Origin of the sequence: Variovorax sp. YR566, from assembly GCF_051992195.1 — a bacterium.
In the GTDB taxonomy this organism is placed as follows: Bacteria; Pseudomonadota; Gammaproteobacteria; order Burkholderiales; family Burkholderiaceae_C; genus Variovorax.
Genome location: NZ_CP197092.1, coordinates 6,825,143 through 6,844,536, shown reverse-complemented (window position 1 = coordinate 6,844,536; position 19,394 = coordinate 6,825,143). Strand labels below are relative to the sequence as shown.

Annotated in this window: 20 protein-coding genes and 1 tRNA gene; 10 read left to right on the top strand and 11 right to left on the bottom strand. The window is 66.1% G+C overall.

The genetic code is table 11. From position 1 onward, the window contains the following. The first annotated feature begins 30 nt into the window (after positions 1–30). Complete coding sequence (gene rutR, locus ACTG4X_RS32060) at positions 31–738, top strand: HTH-type transcriptional regulator RutR (RefSeq protein ID WP_440532847.1); 708 nt, start codon at positions 31–33, stop codon at positions 736–738. Between the two features lie 12 nt (positions 739–750). Here the strand turns inward: rutR and rutF are convergent, their stop codons facing one another. From rutF to rutA, 6 genes are read right to left on the bottom strand one after another with little or no spacing between them, the layout of a single operon-like run. Continuing rightward, on the bottom strand, positions 751–1,305 hold the full coding sequence (gene rutF / locus ACTG4X_RS32055) for an NADH-dependent FMN reductase RutF (RefSeq protein ID WP_440532846.1): 555 nt from the start codon (positions 1,303–1,305) through the stop codon (positions 751–753). Between the two features lie 12 nt (positions 1,306–1,317). Beyond that, positions 1,318–1,920, bottom strand: coding sequence for a malonic semialdehyde reductase (locus tag ACTG4X_RS32050; RefSeq protein WP_440532845.1), 603 nt, complete (start codon positions 1,918–1,920; stop codon positions 1,318–1,320). Further along, positions 1,917–2,723 (bottom strand): pyrimidine utilization protein D, encoded by an 807-nt coding sequence (gene rutD / locus ACTG4X_RS32045; RefSeq protein WP_097197823.1) that lies wholly within the window; start codon positions 2,721–2,723, stop codon positions 1,917–1,919. Before rutD ends, ACTG4X_RS32050 begins: the two co-directional genes overlap by 4 nt. A 5-nt stretch (positions 2,724–2,728) precedes the next feature. Then, positions 2,729–3,121: a pyrimidine utilization protein C gene (gene rutC / locus ACTG4X_RS32040; RefSeq protein ID WP_093057706.1), complete on the bottom strand. Its 393-nt coding sequence runs from the start codon at positions 3,119–3,121 to the stop codon at positions 2,729–2,731. A gap of 22 nt (positions 3,122–3,143) precedes the next feature. Continuing rightward, a complete protein-coding gene (rutB, locus tag ACTG4X_RS32035) occupies positions 3,144–3,935 on the bottom strand; it encodes a pyrimidine utilization protein B (protein WP_440532844.1) in 792 nt (263 codons plus the stop codon). A gap of 13 nt (positions 3,936–3,948) precedes the next feature. Next, entirely contained in the window at positions 3,949–5,061 is a 1,113-nt protein-coding gene (rutA, locus tag ACTG4X_RS32030; protein WP_440532843.1) for a pyrimidine utilization protein A, read from the bottom strand. Positions 5,062–5,278: 217 nt separating this feature from the next. Here rutA and ACTG4X_RS32025 point away from each other — a divergent pair, with 217 nt between their 5' ends. From ACTG4X_RS32025 to ACTG4X_RS32015, 3 genes are read left to right on the top strand one after another with little or no spacing between them, the layout of a single operon-like run. After that, entirely contained in the window at positions 5,279–5,731 is a 453-nt protein-coding gene (locus ACTG4X_RS32025; protein ID WP_440532842.1) for a YybH family protein, read from the top strand. A 53-nt stretch (positions 5,732–5,784) separates the two neighbouring features. Then, positions 5,785–6,807: a YheT family hydrolase gene (locus ACTG4X_RS32020; protein ID WP_093178489.1), complete on the top strand. Its 1,023-nt coding sequence runs from the start codon at positions 5,785–5,787 to the stop codon at positions 6,805–6,807. Positions 6,808–6,811: 4 nt separating this feature from the next. Continuing rightward, entirely contained in the window at positions 6,812–7,381 is a 570-nt protein-coding gene (locus tag ACTG4X_RS32015) for a DUF2946 family protein (protein WP_093057702.1), read from the top strand. 48 nt (positions 7,382–7,429) lie between these two features. On the opposite strand, the gene ACTG4X_RS32010 is transcribed toward ACTG4X_RS32015, so the two are convergent. The 4 genes from ACTG4X_RS32010 to ACTG4X_RS31995 all read right to left on the bottom strand — a co-directional run bounded on the left by ACTG4X_RS32010 (position 7,430) and on the right by ACTG4X_RS31995 (position 14,038). After that, positions 7,430–8,041, bottom strand: coding sequence for a c-type cytochrome (locus tag ACTG4X_RS32010; protein WP_258352659.1), 612 nt, complete (start codon positions 8,039–8,041; stop codon positions 7,430–7,432). A gap of 116 nt (positions 8,042–8,157) precedes the next feature. After that, positions 8,158–9,579 (bottom strand): efflux transporter outer membrane subunit, encoded by a 1,422-nt coding sequence (locus ACTG4X_RS32005; RefSeq protein WP_093057700.1) that lies wholly within the window; start codon positions 9,577–9,579, stop codon positions 8,158–8,160. Then, the gene (locus ACTG4X_RS32000; protein WP_093079004.1) at positions 9,572–12,733 is read right to left on the bottom strand and encodes an efflux RND transporter permease subunit; all 3,162 of its coding nucleotides are present in this window, start codon (positions 12,731–12,733) and stop codon (positions 9,572–9,574) included. Before ACTG4X_RS32000 ends, ACTG4X_RS32005 begins: the two co-directional genes overlap by 8 nt. Positions 12,734–12,751: 18 nt before the next feature. Next, positions 12,752–14,038: an efflux RND transporter periplasmic adaptor subunit gene (locus ACTG4X_RS31995; RefSeq protein WP_093057698.1), complete on the bottom strand. Its 1,287-nt coding sequence runs from the start codon at positions 14,036–14,038 to the stop codon at positions 12,752–12,754. Between the two features lie 177 nt (positions 14,039–14,215). On the opposite strand from ACTG4X_RS31995, the gene ACTG4X_RS31990 reads away from it, so the two are divergent. The 6 genes from ACTG4X_RS31990 to ACTG4X_RS31965 all read left to right on the top strand — a co-directional run bounded on the left by ACTG4X_RS31990 (position 14,216) and on the right by ACTG4X_RS31965 (position 18,846). Beyond that, complete coding sequence (locus tag ACTG4X_RS31990; protein ID WP_093057697.1) at positions 14,216–14,887, top strand: TetR family transcriptional regulator; 672 nt, start codon at positions 14,216–14,218, stop codon at positions 14,885–14,887. Positions 14,888–14,930: 43 nt separating this feature from the next. Then, positions 14,931–15,005 (top strand) — tRNA-Arg (locus tag ACTG4X_RS31985). 66 nt (positions 15,006–15,071) lie between these two features. Beyond that, positions 15,072–15,929 carry an inositol monophosphatase family protein gene (locus ACTG4X_RS31980; protein ID WP_440532841.1) on the top strand — a complete coding sequence of 286 codons (858 nt, stop codon included), beginning with the start codon at positions 15,072–15,074 and terminating at the stop codon, positions 15,927–15,929. Positions 15,930–16,113: 184 nt separating this feature from the next. Beyond that, positions 16,114–17,805: a type VI secretion system Vgr family protein gene (locus ACTG4X_RS31975; RefSeq protein WP_440532840.1), complete on the top strand. Its 1,692-nt coding sequence runs from the start codon at positions 16,114–16,116 to the stop codon at positions 17,803–17,805. A gap of 68 nt (positions 17,806–17,873) precedes the next feature. Next, positions 17,874–18,041, top strand: a complete 168-nt coding sequence (locus ACTG4X_RS31970; protein WP_440532839.1) for a hypothetical protein — start codon at positions 17,874–17,876, stop codon at positions 18,039–18,041. 76 nt (positions 18,042–18,117) lie between these two features. Further along, positions 18,118–18,846, top strand: a complete 729-nt coding sequence (locus ACTG4X_RS31965) for a glutathione S-transferase (RefSeq protein WP_097197827.1) — start codon at positions 18,118–18,120, stop codon at positions 18,844–18,846. A 10-nt stretch (positions 18,847–18,856) separates the two neighbouring features. Here ACTG4X_RS31965 and ACTG4X_RS31960 read toward each other — a convergent pair whose 3' ends face one another. After that, complete coding sequence (locus ACTG4X_RS31960; protein ID WP_097197828.1) at positions 18,857–19,354, bottom strand: hypothetical protein; 498 nt, start codon at positions 19,352–19,354, stop codon at positions 18,857–18,859. Positions 19,355–19,394: the final 40 nt, after the last annotated feature.

Here is a 19,394-nt window from a genome sequence, read left to right as displayed (position 1 = left end):
TCACCAACGAACGAACAAGAGCGAGGGAAGATGCCGAAGACCAAAGCGCTGGCTGCCAGTGCCAGCAAAGAGAAGAGCCCGGCGCGCAAGCGCGCAAAACCCGCGGTGCGCAGTGCGTCCGCGGTGAGCCGCCGGCTGCGCCAGATCGAGGACAAGCGCAGCGCGATCCTCGGTGCGGCGCTGGGGTTGTTCTCCCGCTTCGGCCTGCACGGCACGTCGATCGACCAGGTGGCGGCACGCGCCGATGTATCGAAGAGCAACCTGCTCTACTACTTCGCGAACAAGGAAGAGCTCTACGTCAACGTGCTGCGCGATCTGCTCGCGCTGTGGCTCGAGCCACTGCGCGGCTTCAGTGCCGAGCAGGACCCGGGCGAGGCCATCGGCGACTACATCCGCCGCAAGCTGGTGGTTTCGCGAGACAGGCCCGATGCATCACGGCTCTTCTGTCTGGAAATGATCCAGGGCGCGCCGCTGCTGCGCGACGAACTCGACCGCGAACTGCGTACGCTGGTGGAGAAAAAGTCGGAGGTGATTCGCGTGTGGGTCGAAGCGGGCAAGCTGGCGCCCGTCGATCCGCATCACCTGATCTTCGCGCTGTGGGCGGTGACGCAGCACTACGCGGACTTCGGCGTGCAGGTGCAGGCGCTGTCGGGGCATACGCTGGACGATGAGGCGTTCTTCGAGAAGACCGTCGAGAACGTGCAGCGCATCTTTCTTCAAGGCATCACGCCGCGCTGATTCTGGTGGATTTCAGTGCGGTGGCGCCGCGATCTCGTGATAGCGCCGGTCGAAGTAGATCAAGCCCTGCGTCGCACCACCGATGGCAATGGCCACCGCTTCGCAGAACAGCACGTCGTGCGTGCCCGCGCTCGTCGCATGCACGACGCGGCAGTCGAAGGACACGGCCGCGTCGTCGAGCATCGGCGAACCGGTGGTCTTGCGGCTCCACTGGCCGGCGGCGAAGCGCTCGTCCATCGGCGTCTTGCCGCCGAACAATGCGGACAGCGACTGGTGCCCCGCGGCCAGCACGTTCACGCACAGCACGCCGTTGGTCTTGAATGCCGGGTACACCGAGGCCGAACGGTTCAGGCACACCAGCAGCGTCGGCGGCTCGTCGGTCACGCTGCACACGGCCGATGCCGTGAAGCCGGCGCGACCCGCGGGGCCGTCGGTGGTGATGATGTTCACCGCCGCGCCCAGCCGCGCCATCGCGTTGCGGTAGTCGGCCTTCGCCAGGCTCGGCAGCAGGCCGGCGGGGTTCGATGACGATGAAGCAGCGTGGGAGGCCATGGCATTCAGCAGCATGTGGTGAGTCCTTCAGGCCAGCACGCAGGCCTCGTCGAAGGGCAGCCGCGGCAGGCGGCCGAACACCTTCGACGCATCGCCGTGGCCCAGGTTGATGAGGAAGTTGACGGTCCAGTCGGTGCCTTCGAAGAAGGCCGCGTCGACCTTCGCCTTGTCGAAGCCCGACATCGGGCCTGCATCGAGGCCGACCGCGCGCGCTGCGAGCAGCAGGTAGCCCGCCTGCAGGCTGGCATTGCGAAAGGCGGTTTCGTGCGCGGCCTCGGGGCTGCCGGTGAACCAGCTGCGCGCATCGGCATGCGGGAACAGCGTGGGCAGCTTGTCGTAGAACTTGCGGTCCCACGCCGCGATGACCGTGACTGGCGCGGCCATGGTCTTGTCGAGGTTGCCCTTGGAGAGCGCCGGTGCGAGGCGTTGCTTGCCTTCGGGCGTGCGCACGAACACGAAGCGCGCGGGCGAGCAGTTGGCCGAGGTGGGGCCGAGACTCGCCAGCGCATAGATCTGCTGCAGCTGTGCGTCGGTGACGGGTTCGTCGGTCCAGCCGTTGTGGGTGCGCGCGCCGGTGAAGAGCAGCGACAGCGCGGCGGCGTCGAGTGTGGATGCAAGAGTTGTGGTCATGCTGGTACGGCGGATGCGCTGACCCGCGAGAGAAAGTCGAGCAGGCTGCGGTTGAAGGCTTCGGCCTCGGTCACGCTGTGGGCATGGCCACCGTGCGGCATGAAGTCGAGCGTGACGTCGCTCAGGCCATCGGCCAGGCGCTGCGAGCAGGTCCAGGGCACGAGCGTGTCGTCTTTCGCCGCGGCGATGAGTGTGGGCGCGGTGATGTCGGCGAGGCGAGCGTCGATGTCGAAGGCGCGCAGGGCAGCGATGCGCGCACGCATGTTGGCCTCGCCCGGAAAGTGCGCGAAGGCGTGATCGACTTCGTCGGTCACGCGCTGTGCGTGTTCGGCGGCCCAGGCTGCGGGGTACAGGAAGATCGGCTGCGCTTCCACGTACGCGCGCGGGCCGCAGGCGCCGAGCAACGCAAGTCGCGCATCGAAGCAGCGCGCCGAATGCGGGTTGGGCTTCGACCACGCGTTGATGAGCACGAGGCTCGCAATGCGCGAAGGCGCGTCGAGCGCTAGCTGCAGACCCACGAGGCCGCCGAGTGCATGGCCCGCGAAGTGGCACTGCGAAGTGTTCGTGGCGTCGAGGATTTCGAGCACGTCCTTCGCCATGTCTTCGATGGCATACGCCGCTGGCAATGCAGTAGGGCTGCGGCCGGTGCCGCGCTGGTCGTACGCAATGACGCGGTGCCCGGCGGCAACCAGCGCGCCGAGCTGCGGCTGCCAGAACCCGGCCGAGCCACCGAGGCCCGACGACAGCAGCACGGTGGCTGCGGCATCGGACGGCCCGTGCACTTCGTAGTGCAGCGACGGCATGTGCTTCAGCCCTTCTTGCCGACGTGCGCGATCGAGGCGATCTCGACCAGGGCATCGGGCTTCACCAGGCCGCACTGGATGCAGTAGCGCGCGGGCTTGGTGCCGGGAAAGAACTCGGCATACACCGTGTTGATCTTCCCGTAGTCGGCCCAGTCCTTGATCATGATCTGGTTGAAGGTCACGTCGTCCATGGTGCCGCCCGCTGCCTCGACCACGCCCTGGATGATGGTGAGCACGTGACGAGCCTGCGCGGCCGCGTCGCCCACGTGCACCACGTTGTTGTCCTTGTCGAAGGGCAGCGTGCCCGATACGTAGAGCACGCCGTCGGCGAGCGTGCCGGGAACATAGGGGGCGAGTGGCACGCCGGTGCCGGGCGGGATGATGGCTTGCTTGGGCATGAAGAGAGCTCCTTGAAAAGAATCAGACAGTGGCCGCTTCGGCCGGTGCGGGTTGGGTGATGGATGCGGGTGCGAAGGTGCTGCAGAAGTGCTCCACCGTGGAGACCCATCCGAAGAAGGTCTCGACGTTGTAGACAGATGCCTTCTGGATCGCGGGCCCGCCGAGTTCGTGCGTCGCGTCTTCGAGCATCACGGCGAAGTATTCGAGGTGGAAGGCGTCGCGCAGCGTCGATTCGACGCACACGTTGGTGGCGATGCCGGTGAACACCAGGTGGCGGATGCCGCGCGCGCGCAGCGTGCTGTCGAGCGTGCTGTTGAAGAAGCCGCTGTAGCGCGTCTTCGGCACGACGATGTCGCCGGGCTGCGGCTTCATCTCTTCGATGAGTTCGTAGTCCCAGCCGCCCTTGGCGAGGAAATTGCCCTGCAGCTCGGGCTTTGCACGCATGGTCTTGAGCGCGTTCGACTTGTGCCAGTTCGGCGAGCCGGGGCCGCCGGCCTCCACGTATGCCGCGTCCCAGCCGTTCTGCAGGAACACGACCAGCATGCCGGCCGCGCGCGCGGCCGCTATGGTGCGCGCGATGTTGGCGATGGTGCCTTGCGCGCCGGAGATGTCGAAGCCGGCCGAGTCGACGTATCCGCCGATGGATGCATAGGCGTTCTGCATGTCGACGACGATCAGCGCCGAGTCGCTCGCGTGCAGTGCCAGCGGCTCGGGGCGCGCGGGCAGCACCAGCGGCGCCGGGGCGCCCGGCAAGCGCGGTGCGCCAACGGGGGTGTTCGATGTGAGGGTGGTGTTGCGTGCGGGAGTGCTCACGTGACGCTCCTGCTCAGGCCGCGAGGCGTTCGGGTTCGACCCGCGACGGCACGGGGCTCTGCACGTGCGCGCGGCTCTTCATGTGCGGCTGGATGCGTTCGCCGAAGGCCTCGACGCCCTGCAGGAAATCGTCGAAGGTCAGCAGCACGCCTTCGGTGCCGGGCACCTCGGCCATTTCGTCGAGCATGCGCGCGACGTTTTCATACGAGCCCACGAGCGTGCCCATGTTGATGTTCACGGCCGAGGTTGGGTCGGCCATCTGGCGCACGTTGGTGTCGGCGCCCGACTTGGTGTCGGCCGCGCCCTGCTGGCCCAGCCATGCGATCGCTTCGTGATCGGCGCCGGCCTTGTAGTGCACCCACTTGGCGCGCGCGGCCTCGTCGGTCTCGTCTGCGATCACCATCATCAGCACGTAGGTGGTGACGTGGCGGCCGGTCTTCGTGGTGGCTTCGATGAGCTTCTCGGCCGCGGGCGCGAAGGCCTTGGGCGTGTTCACGCCCTTGCCGAAGCAGAAGTTGTAGTCGGCGTATTTGGCCGAGAACTCCATGCCCGCGTCGCTCTGGCCGGCGCAGATCACCTTCATGTCGGCCTGCGGCTGCGGGCTCAGGCGGCAGTCGTCCATCTTGAAATGGTCGCCCTTGAAGTCTGACTGGCCGGTGCCCCAGAGGTCGCGCAGCACCTGGATGTATTCGCTCAGGTACTGGTAGCGCGTGCCGAAGAACTGGTCGCCGGGCCACATGCCCATCTGCGAATACTCGGGCCGCTGCCAGCCGGTGACGAGGTTCAGGCCGAAGCGGCCGTTGGAGATCGAATCGATGGTGGACGTCATGCGCGCCACGATGGCCGGCGGCATGACCAGCGAGGCAGCGGTGGCAAAGAGCTTGATCTTGCTGGTGACGGCAGCGAGCCCGGCCATGAGCGTGAAGGACTCGAGGTTGTGGTCCCAGAACTCCGTCTTGCCGCCGAAGCCGCGCAGCTTGATCATGGACAGCGCGAAGTCGACGCCGTAGCGCTCGGCCTTCAGCGTGATCTGCTTGTTGAGTTCGAAGCTGGGCTTGTACTGCGGTGCGTTTTCGGAAAGCAGCCAGCCGTTGTTGCCGATGGGAATGAAGATGCCGACGTTCATGGAAGGGCTCCTGTTGCGAGGTCGCGAAGCTCCTTGCATGCGCCGTGCCAGTTGGATAAGTCATTTGAAATCAATGACTTATGGAAAATTGACATCTGCGTTTTGACCATTTGGTCCAAAGTGGAGCAGGCGTTCCAGCCGGATTGCGGCAGCACGGTGCAGCCAGGACCAAAGCGGTGCAGTGCCGCCGTCACGGACAGCGCGGCAAAATCGCGCAATGCCCAAGACCCCACTCCGCGCCGCCGCGGCCATCGGCGGTACTGCCGACGACGTCGAAGCGGCCTTCTATGAAGCGCTGCAACGCGGCGACATCGATGCGCTGATGGCCTGCTGGGCCGACGAGGACGAAGTGTTCTGCGTGCACCCCGGCGGCCCCCGGCTGGTGGGGACCGTGGCGATCCGCGCGGCCTTCGAGCAGATGTTCGGCAACGGCGCGATCCACGCCATGCCGGCGCGGGTGCGCAAGATCGAGTCGCTCGGCAGCGCCGTGCACAACGTGCTCGAGCGCATCGAGGTGCTCACGGCCGAAGGCCCGCGCCATGCCTTCGTGCTTGCCACCAACGTCTATCACAAGACTGCCCAGGGCTGGCGCATGGTGGCGCACCATGCGAGCCCGGGCAGCGCGCGCGAGCCGGACGACGCGAACGATCCGCCCCAGGCCCTGCATTGATGCCATCCTTCGCTGCTTCTTCTTCCGCTGCTTCTCCCACTGTTCTCCAGTCGATGGACTACGCGGCGCCGCGCTGGCTGCCCGGCGGCAACCTGCAGACCATCTGGGCTGCGCTCTACGCCCGGCGCTTCGACGGGCCGGCCCCGGTCTACCGGCGCGAACGCTGGCCTACGCCAGATGGCGACTTCATCGACGTCGACTTCGTCGATGCGCCAGCGCCAGGCCCGAAGCCGCTGCTGGTGCTGTTCCATGGGCTCGAAGGCTCGTCGCGCAGTCATTACGCCGAAGCCTTTGCTGCCTTTGCAGCGTCTCGCGGCATGGCTTTTGCGGTGCCGCATTTCCGCGGCTGCAGCGGCGAGCTGAACCTGGCGCCGCGCGCATACCACTCGGGCGACTTCGAGGAGATCGGCTGGATCCTGGCGCGCATGCGCGACCAGCATGCGCAAAAGGGCGGCGGGCCGGTGCTGGCTGCGGGTGTGTCGCTCGGCGGCAATGCGCTGATGCGATGGGCCTCGGAAGCGGGCGAGACCGCTTCGGGCGTGGTGGGCGCGGTGGCCTCGGTCTGCGCCCCGCTCGACCTCGCGGCGGGCGGCGAAGCCATTGGCCAGGGCTTCAACAAGCTGGTCTACACGCGCATGTTCCTCGCGACCATGAAGCCCAAGGCGCTGGCCAAGCTGGCGCAGTTTCCGGGCCTGTTCGACCGCGAGCGGCTGATGTCGTCGCGCAACCTCTACGACTTCGACAACGTCTTCACCGCGCCGCTGCACGGCTTTCGCGATGTCGACGACTACTGGTCGCGGGGCTCGGCCAAGCCGCACCTGGCTTCGATCCGCGTGCCTGCGCTGGTGGTGAATGCGCGCAACGATCCGTTCATTCCGGCGCGCAGCCTGCCGAAGCCCGGCGAGGTGGGGGCGCACGTCACGCTGTGGCAGCCCGCGCACGGTGGGCATGTCGGCTTTCCGATGGGGCTGCCGCCGGGGCATGTGCGCGGCATGCCGGAGCAGGTGGGCGGCTGGCTGCAGCTGCATGGCGGCGCTTCGGCTGACGGTAGGGGCTTGTCGCCAGGACGAGAATGACGCGATGGACGACATCGTCAAACAAGCATTGGCCAAGTGGCCCAACGTGCCGCACTGCTACGGCTGGCTCGGCCTCGACGCGCGCGGCAACTGGTACATGCGCGACGACCGCACACAGGCCATGGGCCCGTTCCGCGCGGCCAAGGGCTCGATGCTGCGGCACGACAAGCTGATCGACTTCATCCATCGCAACTACGAGCACGACGACGAAGGTCAATGGTTCTTCCAGAACGGGCCGCAGCGCGTGTATGTGGAGCTGGAGGCTTCGCCGCTGGTATGGCGGGTCGCCGAAGATGAGGGCGGCGGCTTCACCGTCACGGCCCATACGGGCAAGGCGACCGAGGTATCGGACTGCCTGCTCGACGAGGACGGCCGGCTCTATCTGGTTTCGCCTTTCGGGCTCGGGCTGGTGCACACGCAGGACGTGGGCATCGCTGCCGAGGCCGTCGAACGCGGGCTGTGGATACCGGAGGCGGTGCAGGCCAGCGAGCTGCCCGGCCGCTTCGGACACGTGCTGAGCCCGGCTGAGCGCCACGCCGACTCGGCCACACCAGCCCCTGTCGCACAGCCATGAAAAAAGCCGGCGCTGAGGCCGGCTTTCTTTCGTGACTAGGGAAAACGCTTACTTGGCAGCAGCGCTGGCCGCAGGGGCCGCACCCGAGGCACCTTCAGCAGGTGCAGCAGCAGCCGGACGATCCGGCACCGGGAACTTGGCGCCACCGGCGTTGGCCATGTAGACCACTGCACGACCCACTTCGAGGTCTTCGAAGTCGCCGCCGCCCTGCGGGGGCATGGCGCCCTTGCCCTTCAGGGCATGCTCGAGGAGCGTTGCATAGCCTTGGCCGATGCGGGGACCCCAAGCGGCCGCGTCCTGGAAGTGCGGGGCGCCGGGAATGCCGGGCGCTCCGTGGCAGGCGACGCACTGGGCCTTGAACACGACCTCGCCTGCAGCGAGCGGGCGGTTGGCGTCGCGGATCTCGATGGCGCCGACCTTCTTGAGGCGTTCGGCCACTTCGCGGTCGCGCGCTTCCTTGGTCACGCCGTAGAGCGACATGCTGTCGCCCTCCGCGATGCCTGCGGGCTTGGTGCCCGAGACCACGTAGGAGACAAGACCCACGATGATCAGGATCGGGGCTATGAAGGAGAAAAATACCGCGAGCAGCAGTTGCTTCGGGTTCTTGATCGGCCCGGTGTGGGCTTCTTCTGTGGCCTGGTAATGCGGGTCTGCGCTCATTGGCGTCCTCAATTATCGGGGGCTCGTCGGGGGGCTTGTCCTAACCAACCGGCGATTATAGAGAGGCCCCTTGCCCGAACGGACAAGGGACCACCCTTATCGGACGCCTTGGCGTCTCAGCCCTTGTCGCGTGTGGCCCAGCCGCCACCCAGCGTCCGGTACAGCGTGACCTGGTTCTGCAGCTGCAGCAGGCGCGTGGTCACGGCCGATTGCTGCGCCGTGAACAGCGAGCGTTGTGCGTCGAGCAGGTCGAGCGCGCTGGCGATGCCGTTGCGATAGCGCAGGTCGGAGAGCTTGAAGCGCACCGCCTCCGCATCGGCCTGCGCACGCTGTGCGCGCACCTGCTCGCCCAGCGTGGCGCGGCCCGCGAGGGCATCGGCCACTTCGCGGAACGCGGTCTGGATCGACTTCTCGTACTGCGCCACCGCGATTTCGCGCCCGGCCTTGGCCGAGTCGAGCGTGGCGATGTTGCTGCCGGCGTCGAAGATCGGCAGCGTCACCGTCGGCGCGAAGGACCAGGCCTTCGAACCGCGATCGAACAGGCCCGAGAACTCGCTGCTCGCGGTGCCGATGGAACTCGTCAGCGACACACGCGGGAAGAAGTTCGCGCGCGCCGCGCCGATGTTGGCGTTGGCCGCAATCAGCTGCTGCTCGGCCGAGCGGATGTCGGGCCGTTCGGCCAGCAGGTCGGAAGGCAGGCCGGCCGGCACGTCGGGCATCGGCTTGATGCCGTCCAGGCCCTTGATGCCGCCCGCCGTGGCGTCGGGCGGTACCGGCGCGCCCAGCAACAGGGCGAGGGCGTTCTCGTCCTGCATGCGCGCGCGCTGCTGCTCCGCATAGGATGCGCGCGCCGTTTCCAGCAGCGAGTTGGCGGCCTGGAAGTCGAGCTCCGACGACACGCCGTTGTCGAAGCGCATCTTCGTGAGGCGTACCGACTCTTCGCGCGTGACCATCGTCTGGCGCGTGATCTCGAGCAGCTCATCGTCCGCCAGCAGCGTGAGCCAGCCGTTGGCGACCGACGCGATCAGGCTGATCTGCACTGCCTTGCGCGTCTCGTCCGTGGCGAGGTACTGCGCCAGCGCCTGGTCCTTCAGCGCGCGGATGCGGCCGAAGAAGTCCAGCTCCCAGGCGTTGAAGCCCAGGTTGACGCTGTACGACGACGACACGCTGCCCACGCTGGAGTCGAAGGCCTGGTAGGGGTTCGGGCTCGAGCGCGAGCCCGAACCAGTGAGGCCCACAGCCGGGAACAGCGCCGAGCGCTGGATCTGGAACTGCGCGCGCGCCTGCTCGATGTTGAGCACCGATACCCGCAGGTCGCGGTTGTTCACGAGCGCGGTCTGGATCAGGCCCGCGAGCCGCGCGTCGGTGAAGAAGTCCTGCCAGGGCAGGTTGGCTGCGGCCTGGCCGGGCGGCTGCGCCGGGTCGCCCGGGTAGGTGGTGGGCACCGGCGCCGCCGGGCGCTCGTAGGTCGGAATCAGCGAGCAGCCGGCCAGCAGCATCGCGGCGGCCAGGGCTGTGGGAATCAGTTTCTTAGTCATGTTTTTCCTCCGCGATGCCGGCGGCTTCGGCGTGTCGCTTGTCGGCTTCATGCTGGCGCGCGCTGCCCTTGAACAGGGTGCGCACCACCACGAAGAACACCGGCACGAAGATCACGGCCAGTGCAGTGCCCGTCACCATGCCGCCGAGCACGCCGGTGCCGATGGCGCGCTGGCTGGCAGAGCCGGCGCCCGAGGCGATTGCGAGCGGCACCACCCCGAGGCCGAAGGCCAGCGAGGTCATGATGATCGGGCGGAACCGCAGGTGGGCGGCGGCCAGCGCCGATTCGATGACGCCCTTGCCCTGCGCCTGCAGGTCCTTGGCGAACTCGATGATCAGAATCGCGTTCTTCGCGGACAGGCCGATGATGGTGATCAGCCCCACCTGGAAGTACACGTCGTTCGAATAGGCGCGCAGCATCGTCGCCACCAGCACGCCCAGCACGCCCAGCGGCACCACCAGAATCACCGACAGCGGGATCGACCAGCTTTCGTACAGCGCGGCCAGGCAGAGGAACACCGCCAGGATCGCGAAGCCGTACAGCACGATGGCCTGCGAGCCCGCGAGCTTTTCTTCACGCGACTGGCCGGTCCACTCGAAGCCGAAGCCTTGCGGCAGCTGCGCGGCGAGCTTTTCCATCTCGGCCATCGCGGCGCCCGTGCTGTAGCCGGCGGCGGCGTCGCCGCTGATGCGGATCGCCGGGTAGCCGTTGTAGCGCACCGTCTGCGTGGCGCCCGTGACCCACTTGGTGGTCGCGAAGGCCGACAGCGGCACCGGCTGGCCCTGCGTGTTGCTGGCGTTGAGCTTGAGCAGGTCGTCGGGCTGCATCCGCGCTGGAGCGTCGGCTTGCACCACCACGCGCTGCAGGCGGCCGCGGTTCGGGAAGTCGTTGATGTAGCTCGAACCCAGGCCGGTCGACAGCGTCGCGTTGATCGCGTCGAAGCTCACGCCAAGCGCATTCGCCTTGTCGCGGTCGATGTCGATCTGCAGCTGCGGCGCGTCTTCCAGGCCGTCGGGGCGAACCTGCGCCAGGACCTTGCTCTGCGAGGCCATGCCCAGCAGCTGGTTGCGTGCGTTGATCAGCGCCTCGTGGCCTGCGCCCGAGCGGTCCTGCAGACGGAAGCTGAAGCCGCTGGCATTGCCCAGTTCAGGAATGGGCGGCGGGCTCAGCGGGTAGATGAAGGCGTCGCGGATGCCCGACAGCGCACCGAAGGCACGGCCGGCCAGCGCGCTGGCCGAGTGGGCCGGGTCCTTGCGCTCGTCCCAGTCCTTCAGCGTCACGAAGGCGAGGCCCGCGTTCTGGCCCTGGCCCGAGAAGCTGAAGCCCATCACGCCCACCATGCTCTGCACTTCGGGCTGCTTCAGAATGAAGCCCTCGACCTGCTGCATGACCGACAGCGCGCGCTCCTGTGTCGCACCAGGCGGCAACTGCACGTTCACGATGATGTTGCCCTGGTCTTCCTGCGGCAGGAACGAGCTCGGCAGGCGGGTGTAGGTGAACACCACCGCGCCGATGATGGCCAGGTAGATCACGAGGTAGCGGGCAGCGCGGCGCAGGATGCGAGCGACCACGCTCTCATAGCCCTTGGCCGTGCGCGCGAAGCCGCGATTGAACCAGCCGAAGAAGCCGGTCTTCTCGTGATGGTGGCCGGCCTCCACCGGCTTGAGCAGCGTGGCGCACAGCGCCGGCGTGAGCGACAGAGCCATGAATGCCGAGAAGGCGATCGAAGCCACCATCACCGCCGAGAACTGGCGGTAGATGTTGCCGGTCGAACCCGCGAAGAACGCGAGCGGAACGAACACCGAGATCAGCACCACCGTCACGCCGATGATGGCGCCGGAGATCTGCTTCATGGCCTTGCGCGTGGCTTCAAGAGGCGGCAGCCCCTCCTCGCTCATGATGCGCTCGACGTTCTCCACCACCACGATGGCGTCGTCCACCACGATACCGATCACCAGCACCATGCCGAACATGGTCAGCACGTTGATCGAGAAGCCGAGCGCCAGCAGCGAGGCAAAGGTGCCCAGCAGCGCGATCGGCACCACGATGGTCGGGATGATCGTGTAGCGCCAGTTCTGCAGGAACAGGAACATCACCACGAACACCAGCGCCACGGCTTCCAGCAGCGTCTTGACCACTTCGGTGATCGAGATCTGCACGAAGCGCGAGCTGTCGTACGGAATGTTCCACTTCACGCCCTGCGGGAAGTAGCGCTCGAGTTCGGCCATCTTGGCGCGGACCGCCTTGGCCGATTGCAGCGCGTTGCCGTTGGGCGTGGGCTGGACGCCGATACCGACCGCGGGCACGCCGTTCAGGCGGGCCGAGGTGGCATACGACTGGCCGCCGAGTTCGACGCGCGCCACGTCCTTCAGCCGCACGGTCGAGCCATCGGTGTTGGCGCGCAGCACGATGTTCTTGAACTGCTCAACGTTGACGAGCTGGCCATTCACGGTCACCGTGGCCGCGATGGCCTGGCCGGGGATGTTGGGCAGGTCGCCGAGCGTGCCCGAAGACACCTGGGCGTTCTGTGCACGGATGGCGTTGTTGACGTCGGTCGCCGACAGGTTGAAGCCCTGCAGCTTGGCCGGATCGATCCACACGCGCATCGCGTTTTCGGAGCCGAACAGCTGGGCCTGGCCCACGCCGACCACGCGCTGCAACTCGGGCACGACGTTGCGCGCGGTGTAGTCGCCGAGCGCCACCGGGTCGATGTTCGGGTTATCCGAGGACAGCATCACGAACATCAGGAAGTTGTTGCGCGACTTGTCCACGCGCACGCCCTGCTGCGTCACGGCAGCCGGCAGGCGCGGCGTCGCGCGCGACAGCCGGTTCTGCACGTCCACCTGTGCGAGGTCGTCGTTGGTGCCGGCCTCGAAGCTGATCGTGATGGAGCCGGTGCCGTCGGCCTGGGCCACCGATTCCATGTAGATCAGGCCTGGCGAGCCGTTCATTTCACGCTCGATGACGGACAGCACGCTGTCCTCGAGCGTCTGGGCCGAGGCGCCGGGGTAGGCGACGTTGATGACGATGGCGGGGGGCGCCACCGGCGGGTACTGCGAGATCGGCAGCTGGGTGATTGACACGCCGCCCACCACCAGGATGAACAGTGCGATCACCCAGGCGAAGATTGGTCGGTCGATAAAAAATTTGGCCATTTGCGGGCGCGCTCCTGATTACTTCTTCTCGGCCGCGGCCTTGTCGGCCGGGGCGGCAGGCGCCGCCGGTGCGGACCCCGCTGCGGCCGGCGTGGCCGCGGCGTTCGGGTTCGGCTTGGTCCAGGGGACCGCCTTCACCGGCGTGCCGGGCGGCATCATCTGCAGCTTCTGGAAGCCGTCGACCATCACCTGCTCGCCGGCCTTCAGGCCATCGAGCACCACCCACTGGTTGTCCTTGGCGGCGCTGATCTTCACGGTGCGCTTGCTGATCTTGCCGTCCTTGTCGACCACCGACACGGTGTCGCCCTGCTGGGTGCGCGTGACGGCCTGCTGCGGCAGCGTGATCGCGTTGGTGGCCTGTGCCTGTTCGAGCTTCACGCGAACGTACAGGCCGGGCAGCAGCTCGCCCTTGGGGTTGGGCACTTCGGCGCGCAGCGTGACCTGGCCGGTGGTGGAGTCGACCGTGAGGTCGGAGAACAGCAGCTTGCCTTCCAGCGGGTAGTCGGTGCCGTCCTCCAGCACCACGCGGATGGTTGCGGCTTCCTCGCCGCTCGCGCGCTTGTACTGGCCGGCGGCCACGGCGCGGCGCAGCTTCATCGCGTCGGAGGCCGACTGCGTGAAGTTCACGTACAGCGGGTTGATCTGCTGCACCACGGCGAGCTCGGTGGCGTCGCCCTGGCCCACCAGTGCGCCTTCGGTGACGAGGGCGCGGCCGATGCGGCCCGCGATGGGCGAGGTCACGTCGGCGTAGCCCTGGTTGATCTTGGCGGTCTGCAGCGCCGCGCGGCCCGAGGCCACGTCGGCTTCGGCCTGCTTGGCAGAGGCCACGGCGGTCGCGTATTCCTGCTTGCTGACCGCATTGGCTTCGACCAGCGGCTTGTAGCGGTCGGCGAGGGCCTTGGCCTGCACGGCATTGGCTTCGGCGCGGGCCAGCGTGGCCTGGGCGTTCTGCGTGGCGGCCACCAGCGGGGCGGGGTCGATGCGGAACAGCAGCTGGCCGGCCTTCACGTCGCTGCCTTCGCGGAATTCGCGCTTCAACAGGATGCCCGAGGCACGGGCGCGGACCTGGGCGACGCGGGAGGCCTCGAGGCGGCCGGGCAGTTCGGTGACGAGGCCGACATCGGTCGGCGCAGCCACCACCACGCCCACCTCGGGTGCAGGGGGATGGCCACCACCGCCAGCGCCGCCCGGACCGGCGGGCGCATCGCTCTTGCCGCAGCCCGCAAGGACCAGCAGGACGACGGCGGCCACGGTCGCGAGACGCGGCGAAAAGGACGAATGACGCGAAACATGCAGGAGAGGCATGCGATTCCTTTGAAGCGAAGACGGGAGATGGCGCGTTCGCGGAACAAACCGGAAACCTGTGTAGCCAGGTGGGCCATCGAGGAAACCGGCGAGTTTACATACATTCATGGATGTATAGTGACAACCACGAATGGCCCCACGATACATAGAGGGCGTTGTCTTTACAAATCAGGAGACTTGGTGGCACGTCGGACGAAAGAAGAAGCATTGGCCACGCGGCATCGGTTGCTCGATGCCGCGGAGCTGCTGTTTCAGGCGCAGGGCGTTTCGCAGACCACGCTGCAGCAGATCGCGCAGCAGGCCGGCGCGACGCGCGGCGCCATCTATTGGCATTTCAAGGACAAGGCCGACCTCTTCAACGCGATGATGGAGCGGGTCATCCTGCCGCTGGAAGCCGCGCCGAAGCCCGCCACCGCAGGCGTCACCGACGACCCCCTGGCCGAGATCGAGGAAGGCATGATCCACGCGCTCACCCTCATGGCCACCGACCCCCAGGTGCGCCGCGTATTCGATGTGGCGACCCACAAGGTCGAATACACCCACGACATGGCCTCGGTGCAGCAGCGCCACCTCGACGCCCGCAACGCCTGCGTGGGCGACTTCGAGAAGGCCCTGCGCCTGGCCGCGCGCCGCGGCCATATCAAGCTGCCGCTGCCGGGCAACGCGGCGGCGCAGGGGTTGCACGCACTCATCAGCGGGCTCATCCAGAACTGGCTGCTCGACCCCGAGGCCTTTGACCTGGTGCAGACTGGAAGGCGCACTTTCCGGGTCTATCTGGCGGGGCTCGGGTTCGCCCGGCCGCTGCCGGGCACCGCTGTTGCGGCTGAAGCCGAAACGGTCGCCGCCTGATAGGCGATAATGCGTGGCTCCGGTGCATGCCGGACCCCAATTCCTCGCTGTATTTCAACGGATAGAATTCGGCCCTCCGAAGGCTGAGATCCAGGTTCGATTCCTGGCGGCGGGACCAGATACAAGGCCGGAAGCTTTCAGAAGCTTCCGGCCTTTTCATTTTTCCTCGGAGAAATGCCTCTGCATGAAAACATTCACTCGCCATGACGCGGTGATCGTGGGGAAGATCCTGGCCGAAGTCGCGCGCGCCGAGATCATGCCGCGCTTCAATGGCTCGCTGGCCAGCAGCACGAGAGAAAAATCCTCTACCTTCGACGTGGTCACGGATGCAGACGAGGCTGCGGAACGCGAGATCGCGCAGCGGCTGCTTCAGCTCTATCCGGGCGCCCTCGTCATTGGCGAGGAGGCGGCTGGTCGCGACCCCGGCGTGCTGTCGCGGATCGCAACGGCCGACCTCGCGTTCATCATCGACCCCATCGACGGAACGAAGAACTTCTCTTGCGGCGTTCCTCTCTTTGGCGTCATGCTCGCGGCCACGGTGCGAGGCGAGGTTGTCATGGGCGTCATCCATGACCCTGTCTGCGACGACACGTCATTCGCAGTGCGCGGGGGCGGTGCCTGGCGGCAAGGGGTCGACATGATCGACAAGGAGATAAAGGTCGCTCTCCCTGTGCCGGTCAACCAGATGCACGTGGTGGCCGGCACGAACTTCCTTCCGCAGCCTATGCGCTCGACGGTGATCCGGAATTTGCCGAAGGTCGCCATGAACTTCTGGATGCGCTGTGCTGCGCATGAATACCGGATGGCGGCCGCGGGCCATTGCCACGCGCTGCTCTATTACAAGCTGATGCCCTGGGACCACGCTGCGGGCTGGCTCATTCATAAAGAGGCAGGCGGCTACAGCGCACATTTCGACGGGTCGCCGTACAAGCCGGACCATCTCACCGGCGGGTTGATCTGCGCGCCCGATCAGAGCTCTTGGGGTTTGTTGAGAGCCGCTCTTTTTTCGGATGCGCCCGAGGGCGATCCGACTACCGATTAGTAAACACTCGAAACCAACGTTCTTGCCGAAGCACGCAAGCCACTTTTGGCGCGTGTCTTCGTTCACGGATTCGCAGGCACTTCTCATTGCTGCCTGCCGGAAAGCTCCAGGCACTTACATACTCTGACAAAGCTTACCGCCGTTAGAGCGGAGCGATTTCAGGGAGGATCCATGTCCATCTTCGATGGCACGCGCTGGCGTATTCGCCCGGCGTGCGTCTTTGCGTCTTCGGCGGTGCAATGACCCGCCGCGTTACCATTCAAACGCCGTTGGAGCGGCGCTGCAATTCCATCGGCTCGCCGGTCGTGAGGCGCTGAGCCAGCTCTACGGATTCGAAATCGACCTGCTGGGCAGCAGCAATGGCATCGATCCGAAACTGCTGCTCGGAAAGCCCGCCACCGTGGCGGTGCAAACGGAAAGCGGCAGCACGCGCGACCTGGGCGGCGCCGCCGCAGGCTTCGGGCTTCAGCAGGAAGACGCCCGGCATTCTTTCTATCGCCTTCAGTTGCGGCCTTGGCTGTGGCTCGCGACGAGGCGCAGTGATTTCCGCGTATTCCAATCAAGGAGCGTTCCCGAAATCGTGATGGAAGTGCTGGAGCGCTACGGCTTTCCCTCCGAACAGAAGCTCAGCCGCAGCTACCGCACGTGGGATTACTGCACTCAATACGACGAGACCGATTTCGCCTTCATCTCGCGCCTGTGCGAACACGAAGGTATCTATTACTACTTCAGGCACGAGGCCTCGCAACAGGTGCTCGTGTTCGCGGACGACATTGCCACATCGCACGATCCGCTGCCCGGCGGCGAGACGGTGCGCTTCCATCCCCTGGAGAAGGCGGGCATGACCGGCGGAGGCCCGAGGCCGAACGAGCGCATCTACGAATGGAAGAGCGGCGAAGAAGTCCGCCCCGGCTTTCACTTCACCAATGAATACGACCCCCTCAAACCCAGGGCGGACCTCTCGAGTCAATTGCAAACGCACTCGGGTCATGCATTCGACGACTTCGAGTTGTACGCATGGCCCGGCGGCTACAAGCAGCACGACGACGGAGAGACCTACACGCGCATTCGAACCGAAGAGCAGTCGAGCGCGCGCTGTGTTGCGGGTGGGCGCTCCAACCGGCGCGAGCTCGCGCCAGGCGACACATTCGAGCTCGCCAGCCACCCAAGGGACGACCAGAACCAGAAGTACCTTCTGACCAGCGTCGAATACGAGCTGCAAGAAAACCTCCAGGCCAGCGAAGGTGCCAATGCCGGCGAGGGCTCCGTCCAGCGCTTTGCCTTCGAAGCGCAGCCAGTCAGCTACGCATGGCGACCGATGCGCACCACGCCAAAGCCTCGCACGCGCGGCTTGCAGACGGCCATCGTGGTCGGCTCGAAGAATGAAGAAATTTGGGCCGACCAATATGGTCGCGTCAAAGTCCAGTTCTACTGGGATCGCCTCGGCCAGCGCAACGAGAACTCCAACTGCTGGGTGCGCGTGTCCACGTCCTGGGCCGGCGACACCTTCGGCACAGCGGCCTTGCCACGCATCGGCCATGAAGTCATCGTCGATTTTCTGAGTGGCGATCCGGACTACCCCATCATCACCGGACGCGTGTTCAACGCAGAGAACATGCCGGCGTGGCGTTTGCCCGAACAGACGAGTCTCTCGGGCATTCGCAGCCGCGAGCTGAGCGCAAACGATGGTTCGGGCAGTACGGGCGGAGCACGCGGCAATCATCTGGCGCTGGACGACCACCCCGGAAAGATCCAGCCGCAACTCAAGAGCGACCACCTCAGCAGCAAGTGCAATGGACGGCCTGCCAGTTTACCGACTGTGTCTTTGACGGCTGCGGTTTCGGGGGCATCTCGACCACAGACTGCATCTTCGTAATTTGCGTCTTTCAGCACGCCGAATTCGGGCGAGGCACTCTCAGCGGTAGTTGCTTGATGCAGTGCCGGTTGAACGGAGTCAACTTCGATCAGGGCCGGAGGTCCGAAGTCAAGCTGCTCGAATGCACCGGCACGCAGGTCAAGGCCCTTGGATTGCGAGGCGAGGGCATCGACTTCACGGGCAGCAACTTCGAGCACTTGCAGTTCGAGGACACGATCCTCAACAGCGCGGCGTGACGGGGCGTTCTTCGCATGATGCTGCACAGCGCACGCACGGTTGCCATGGTCCCTGCACTCGTGACACCATGGCCGCATGCCCTACCAACTCCATTACTGGCCCACCATCCAGGGCCGCGGCGAATTCGTGCGACTCGCGCTCGAGGCGGCTGGCGCCGACTATGTCGACGTGGCGCGGCTACCTGAAGCCAAGGGCGGAGGCGAGTCTGCCCTCGGCGAGCGGCTGGACGACCCCAACAGTGCGCGCCCCGCGTTCGCGCCGCCCTTTCTCGTCGATGGCGACATCGTGGTCGGGCAGACCGCCGCGATCCTGCTGTACCTGGGGCCTCGGCTTGGCCTGTCTGGCGTGGGCGAGTCCGACGGGCTGTGGACACACCAGCTGCAGCTCACCATCGCCGACGTGGTAGCCGAGGCGCACGACACGCACCATCCGATCTCGGTTGACGCCTACTACGAAGACCAGCGCGACGCGGCGGTGCAGCGCGCTCAGGCCTTTCGTGACGAGCGCATCCCGAAGTTCCTGAACTGGTTCGAGCGGGTGCTCCAGCGCAACCCCGCGGGCAGCCTGCACCTGGTGAGTGATGTGCTGACCTATGCGGACTTGTCGCTGTTCCAGCTGGTGGACGGCCTGCACTACGCATTTCCGAAGGCCACGGCGAGGGCGCTGGCCGCAACGCCCGCGGTCGAGAAGCTGCATGCCAACGTCAGGCGCCGCCAGCGCGTGCATGACTACCTGCAGAGCCCGCGCCGCATTGCGTTCAACGAAGACGGCATCTTCAGGCGCTACGCCGAGCTGGACGGCTAGCCTCGGGGCATCAGTTGATGAGCGTTACCGCATCTTTCCACGACGGCAGCAGCACCAACCCCGCTACCGTCACTGGCTTGCGCTGCGGGCCGAACAGGTACCGGTTCGGCACGATGCCTTCCAGGTGACGCAGCACATCGGTGCGGTCGTCGATGAAGTGCGTGATGCACAACTCGCGGCAGTGATCGGCCTTCTGTGGCCTTTCGAGGCAGAAGCGCAGGTTCGTCGGCGCAATGCCGGTGCGCTCGAAGAAGCGGTGGTGCCGCAGCCACGCGCGGCTTTTGGCCTGCACGCTCGGCCCGCATTTCGACACCAGCCACACGCGGCCTCCGAATTTGTCGACCAGCGGCGCGACGGCGTTGAACATGCCTTCGTAGGGCGGCGTGCTCAGTGCATCTTCCAGTGAACCCCCAATGAAGGAGGTGTCTGCGCCATTGGCGCCTTCGGCCGCGATCAGCACGCGACCGATGTCGATGCCGAGCCGGGGGAGATGAGATGTGTTTTTCATTTCTTGTTCCTTTTGTTTTCGAAGCAATCGGATCGTAGAA

What these genes read in the sequence shown, in the direction of transcription:
- rutR (WP_440532847.1), top strand. Translation starts at nt 31, where the DNA reads ATGCCGAAGACCAAAGCGCTGGCTGCCAGTGCCAGCAAAGAGAAGAGC.
- rutF (WP_440532846.1), bottom strand. Translation starts at nt 1,305, where the DNA reads ATGCTGCTGAATGCCATGGCCTCCCACGCTGCTTCATCGTCATCGAAC.
- ACTG4X_RS32050 (WP_440532845.1), bottom strand. Translation starts at nt 1,920, where the DNA reads ATGACCACAACTCTTGCATCCACACTCGACGCCGCCGCGCTGTCGCTG.
- rutD (WP_097197823.1), bottom strand. Translation starts at nt 2,723, where the DNA reads ATGCCGTCGCTGCACTACGAAGTGCACGGGCCGTCCGATGCCGCAGCC.
- rutC (WP_093057706.1), bottom strand. Translation starts at nt 3,121, where the DNA reads ATGCCCAAGCAAGCCATCATCCCGCCCGGCACCGGCGTGCCACTCGCC.
- rutA (WP_440532843.1), bottom strand. Translation starts at nt 5,061, where the DNA reads ATGAACGTCGGCATCTTCATTCCCATCGGCAACAACGGCTGGCTGCTT.
- ACTG4X_RS32025 (WP_440532842.1), top strand. Translation starts at nt 5,279, where the DNA reads ATGCCCAAGACCCCACTCCGCGCCGCCGCGGCCATCGGCGGTACTGCC.
- ACTG4X_RS32020 (WP_093178489.1), top strand. Translation starts at nt 5,785, where the DNA reads ATGGACTACGCGGCGCCGCGCTGGCTGCCCGGCGGCAACCTGCAGACC.
- ACTG4X_RS32015 (WP_093057702.1), top strand. Translation starts at nt 6,812, where the DNA reads ATGGACGACATCGTCAAACAAGCATTGGCCAAGTGGCCCAACGTGCCG.
- ACTG4X_RS32010 (WP_258352659.1), bottom strand. Translation starts at nt 8,041, where the DNA reads ATGAGCGCAGACCCGCATTACCAGGCCACAGAAGAAGCCCACACCGGG.
- ACTG4X_RS32005 (WP_093057700.1), bottom strand. Translation starts at nt 9,579, where the DNA reads ATGACTAAGAAACTGATTCCCACAGCCCTGGCCGCCGCGATGCTGCTG.
- ACTG4X_RS32000 (WP_093079004.1), bottom strand. Translation starts at nt 12,733, where the DNA reads ATGGCCAAATTTTTTATCGACCGACCAATCTTCGCCTGGGTGATCGCA.
- ACTG4X_RS31995 (WP_093057698.1), bottom strand. Translation starts at nt 14,038, where the DNA reads ATGCCTCTCCTGCATGTTTCGCGTCATTCGTCCTTTTCGCCGCGTCTC.
- ACTG4X_RS31980 (WP_440532841.1), top strand. Translation starts at nt 15,072, where the DNA reads ATGAAAACATTCACTCGCCATGACGCGGTGATCGTGGGGAAGATCCTG.
- ACTG4X_RS31975 (WP_440532840.1), top strand. Translation starts at nt 16,114, where the DNA reads ATGGCACGCGCTGGCGTATTCGCCCGGCGTGCGTCTTTGCGTCTTCGG.
- ACTG4X_RS31965 (WP_097197827.1), top strand. Translation starts at nt 18,118, where the DNA reads ATGCCCTACCAACTCCATTACTGGCCCACCATCCAGGGCCGCGGCGAA.
- ACTG4X_RS31960 (WP_097197828.1), bottom strand. Translation starts at nt 19,354, where the DNA reads ATGAAAAACACATCTCATCTCCCCCGGCTCGGCATCGACATCGGTCGC.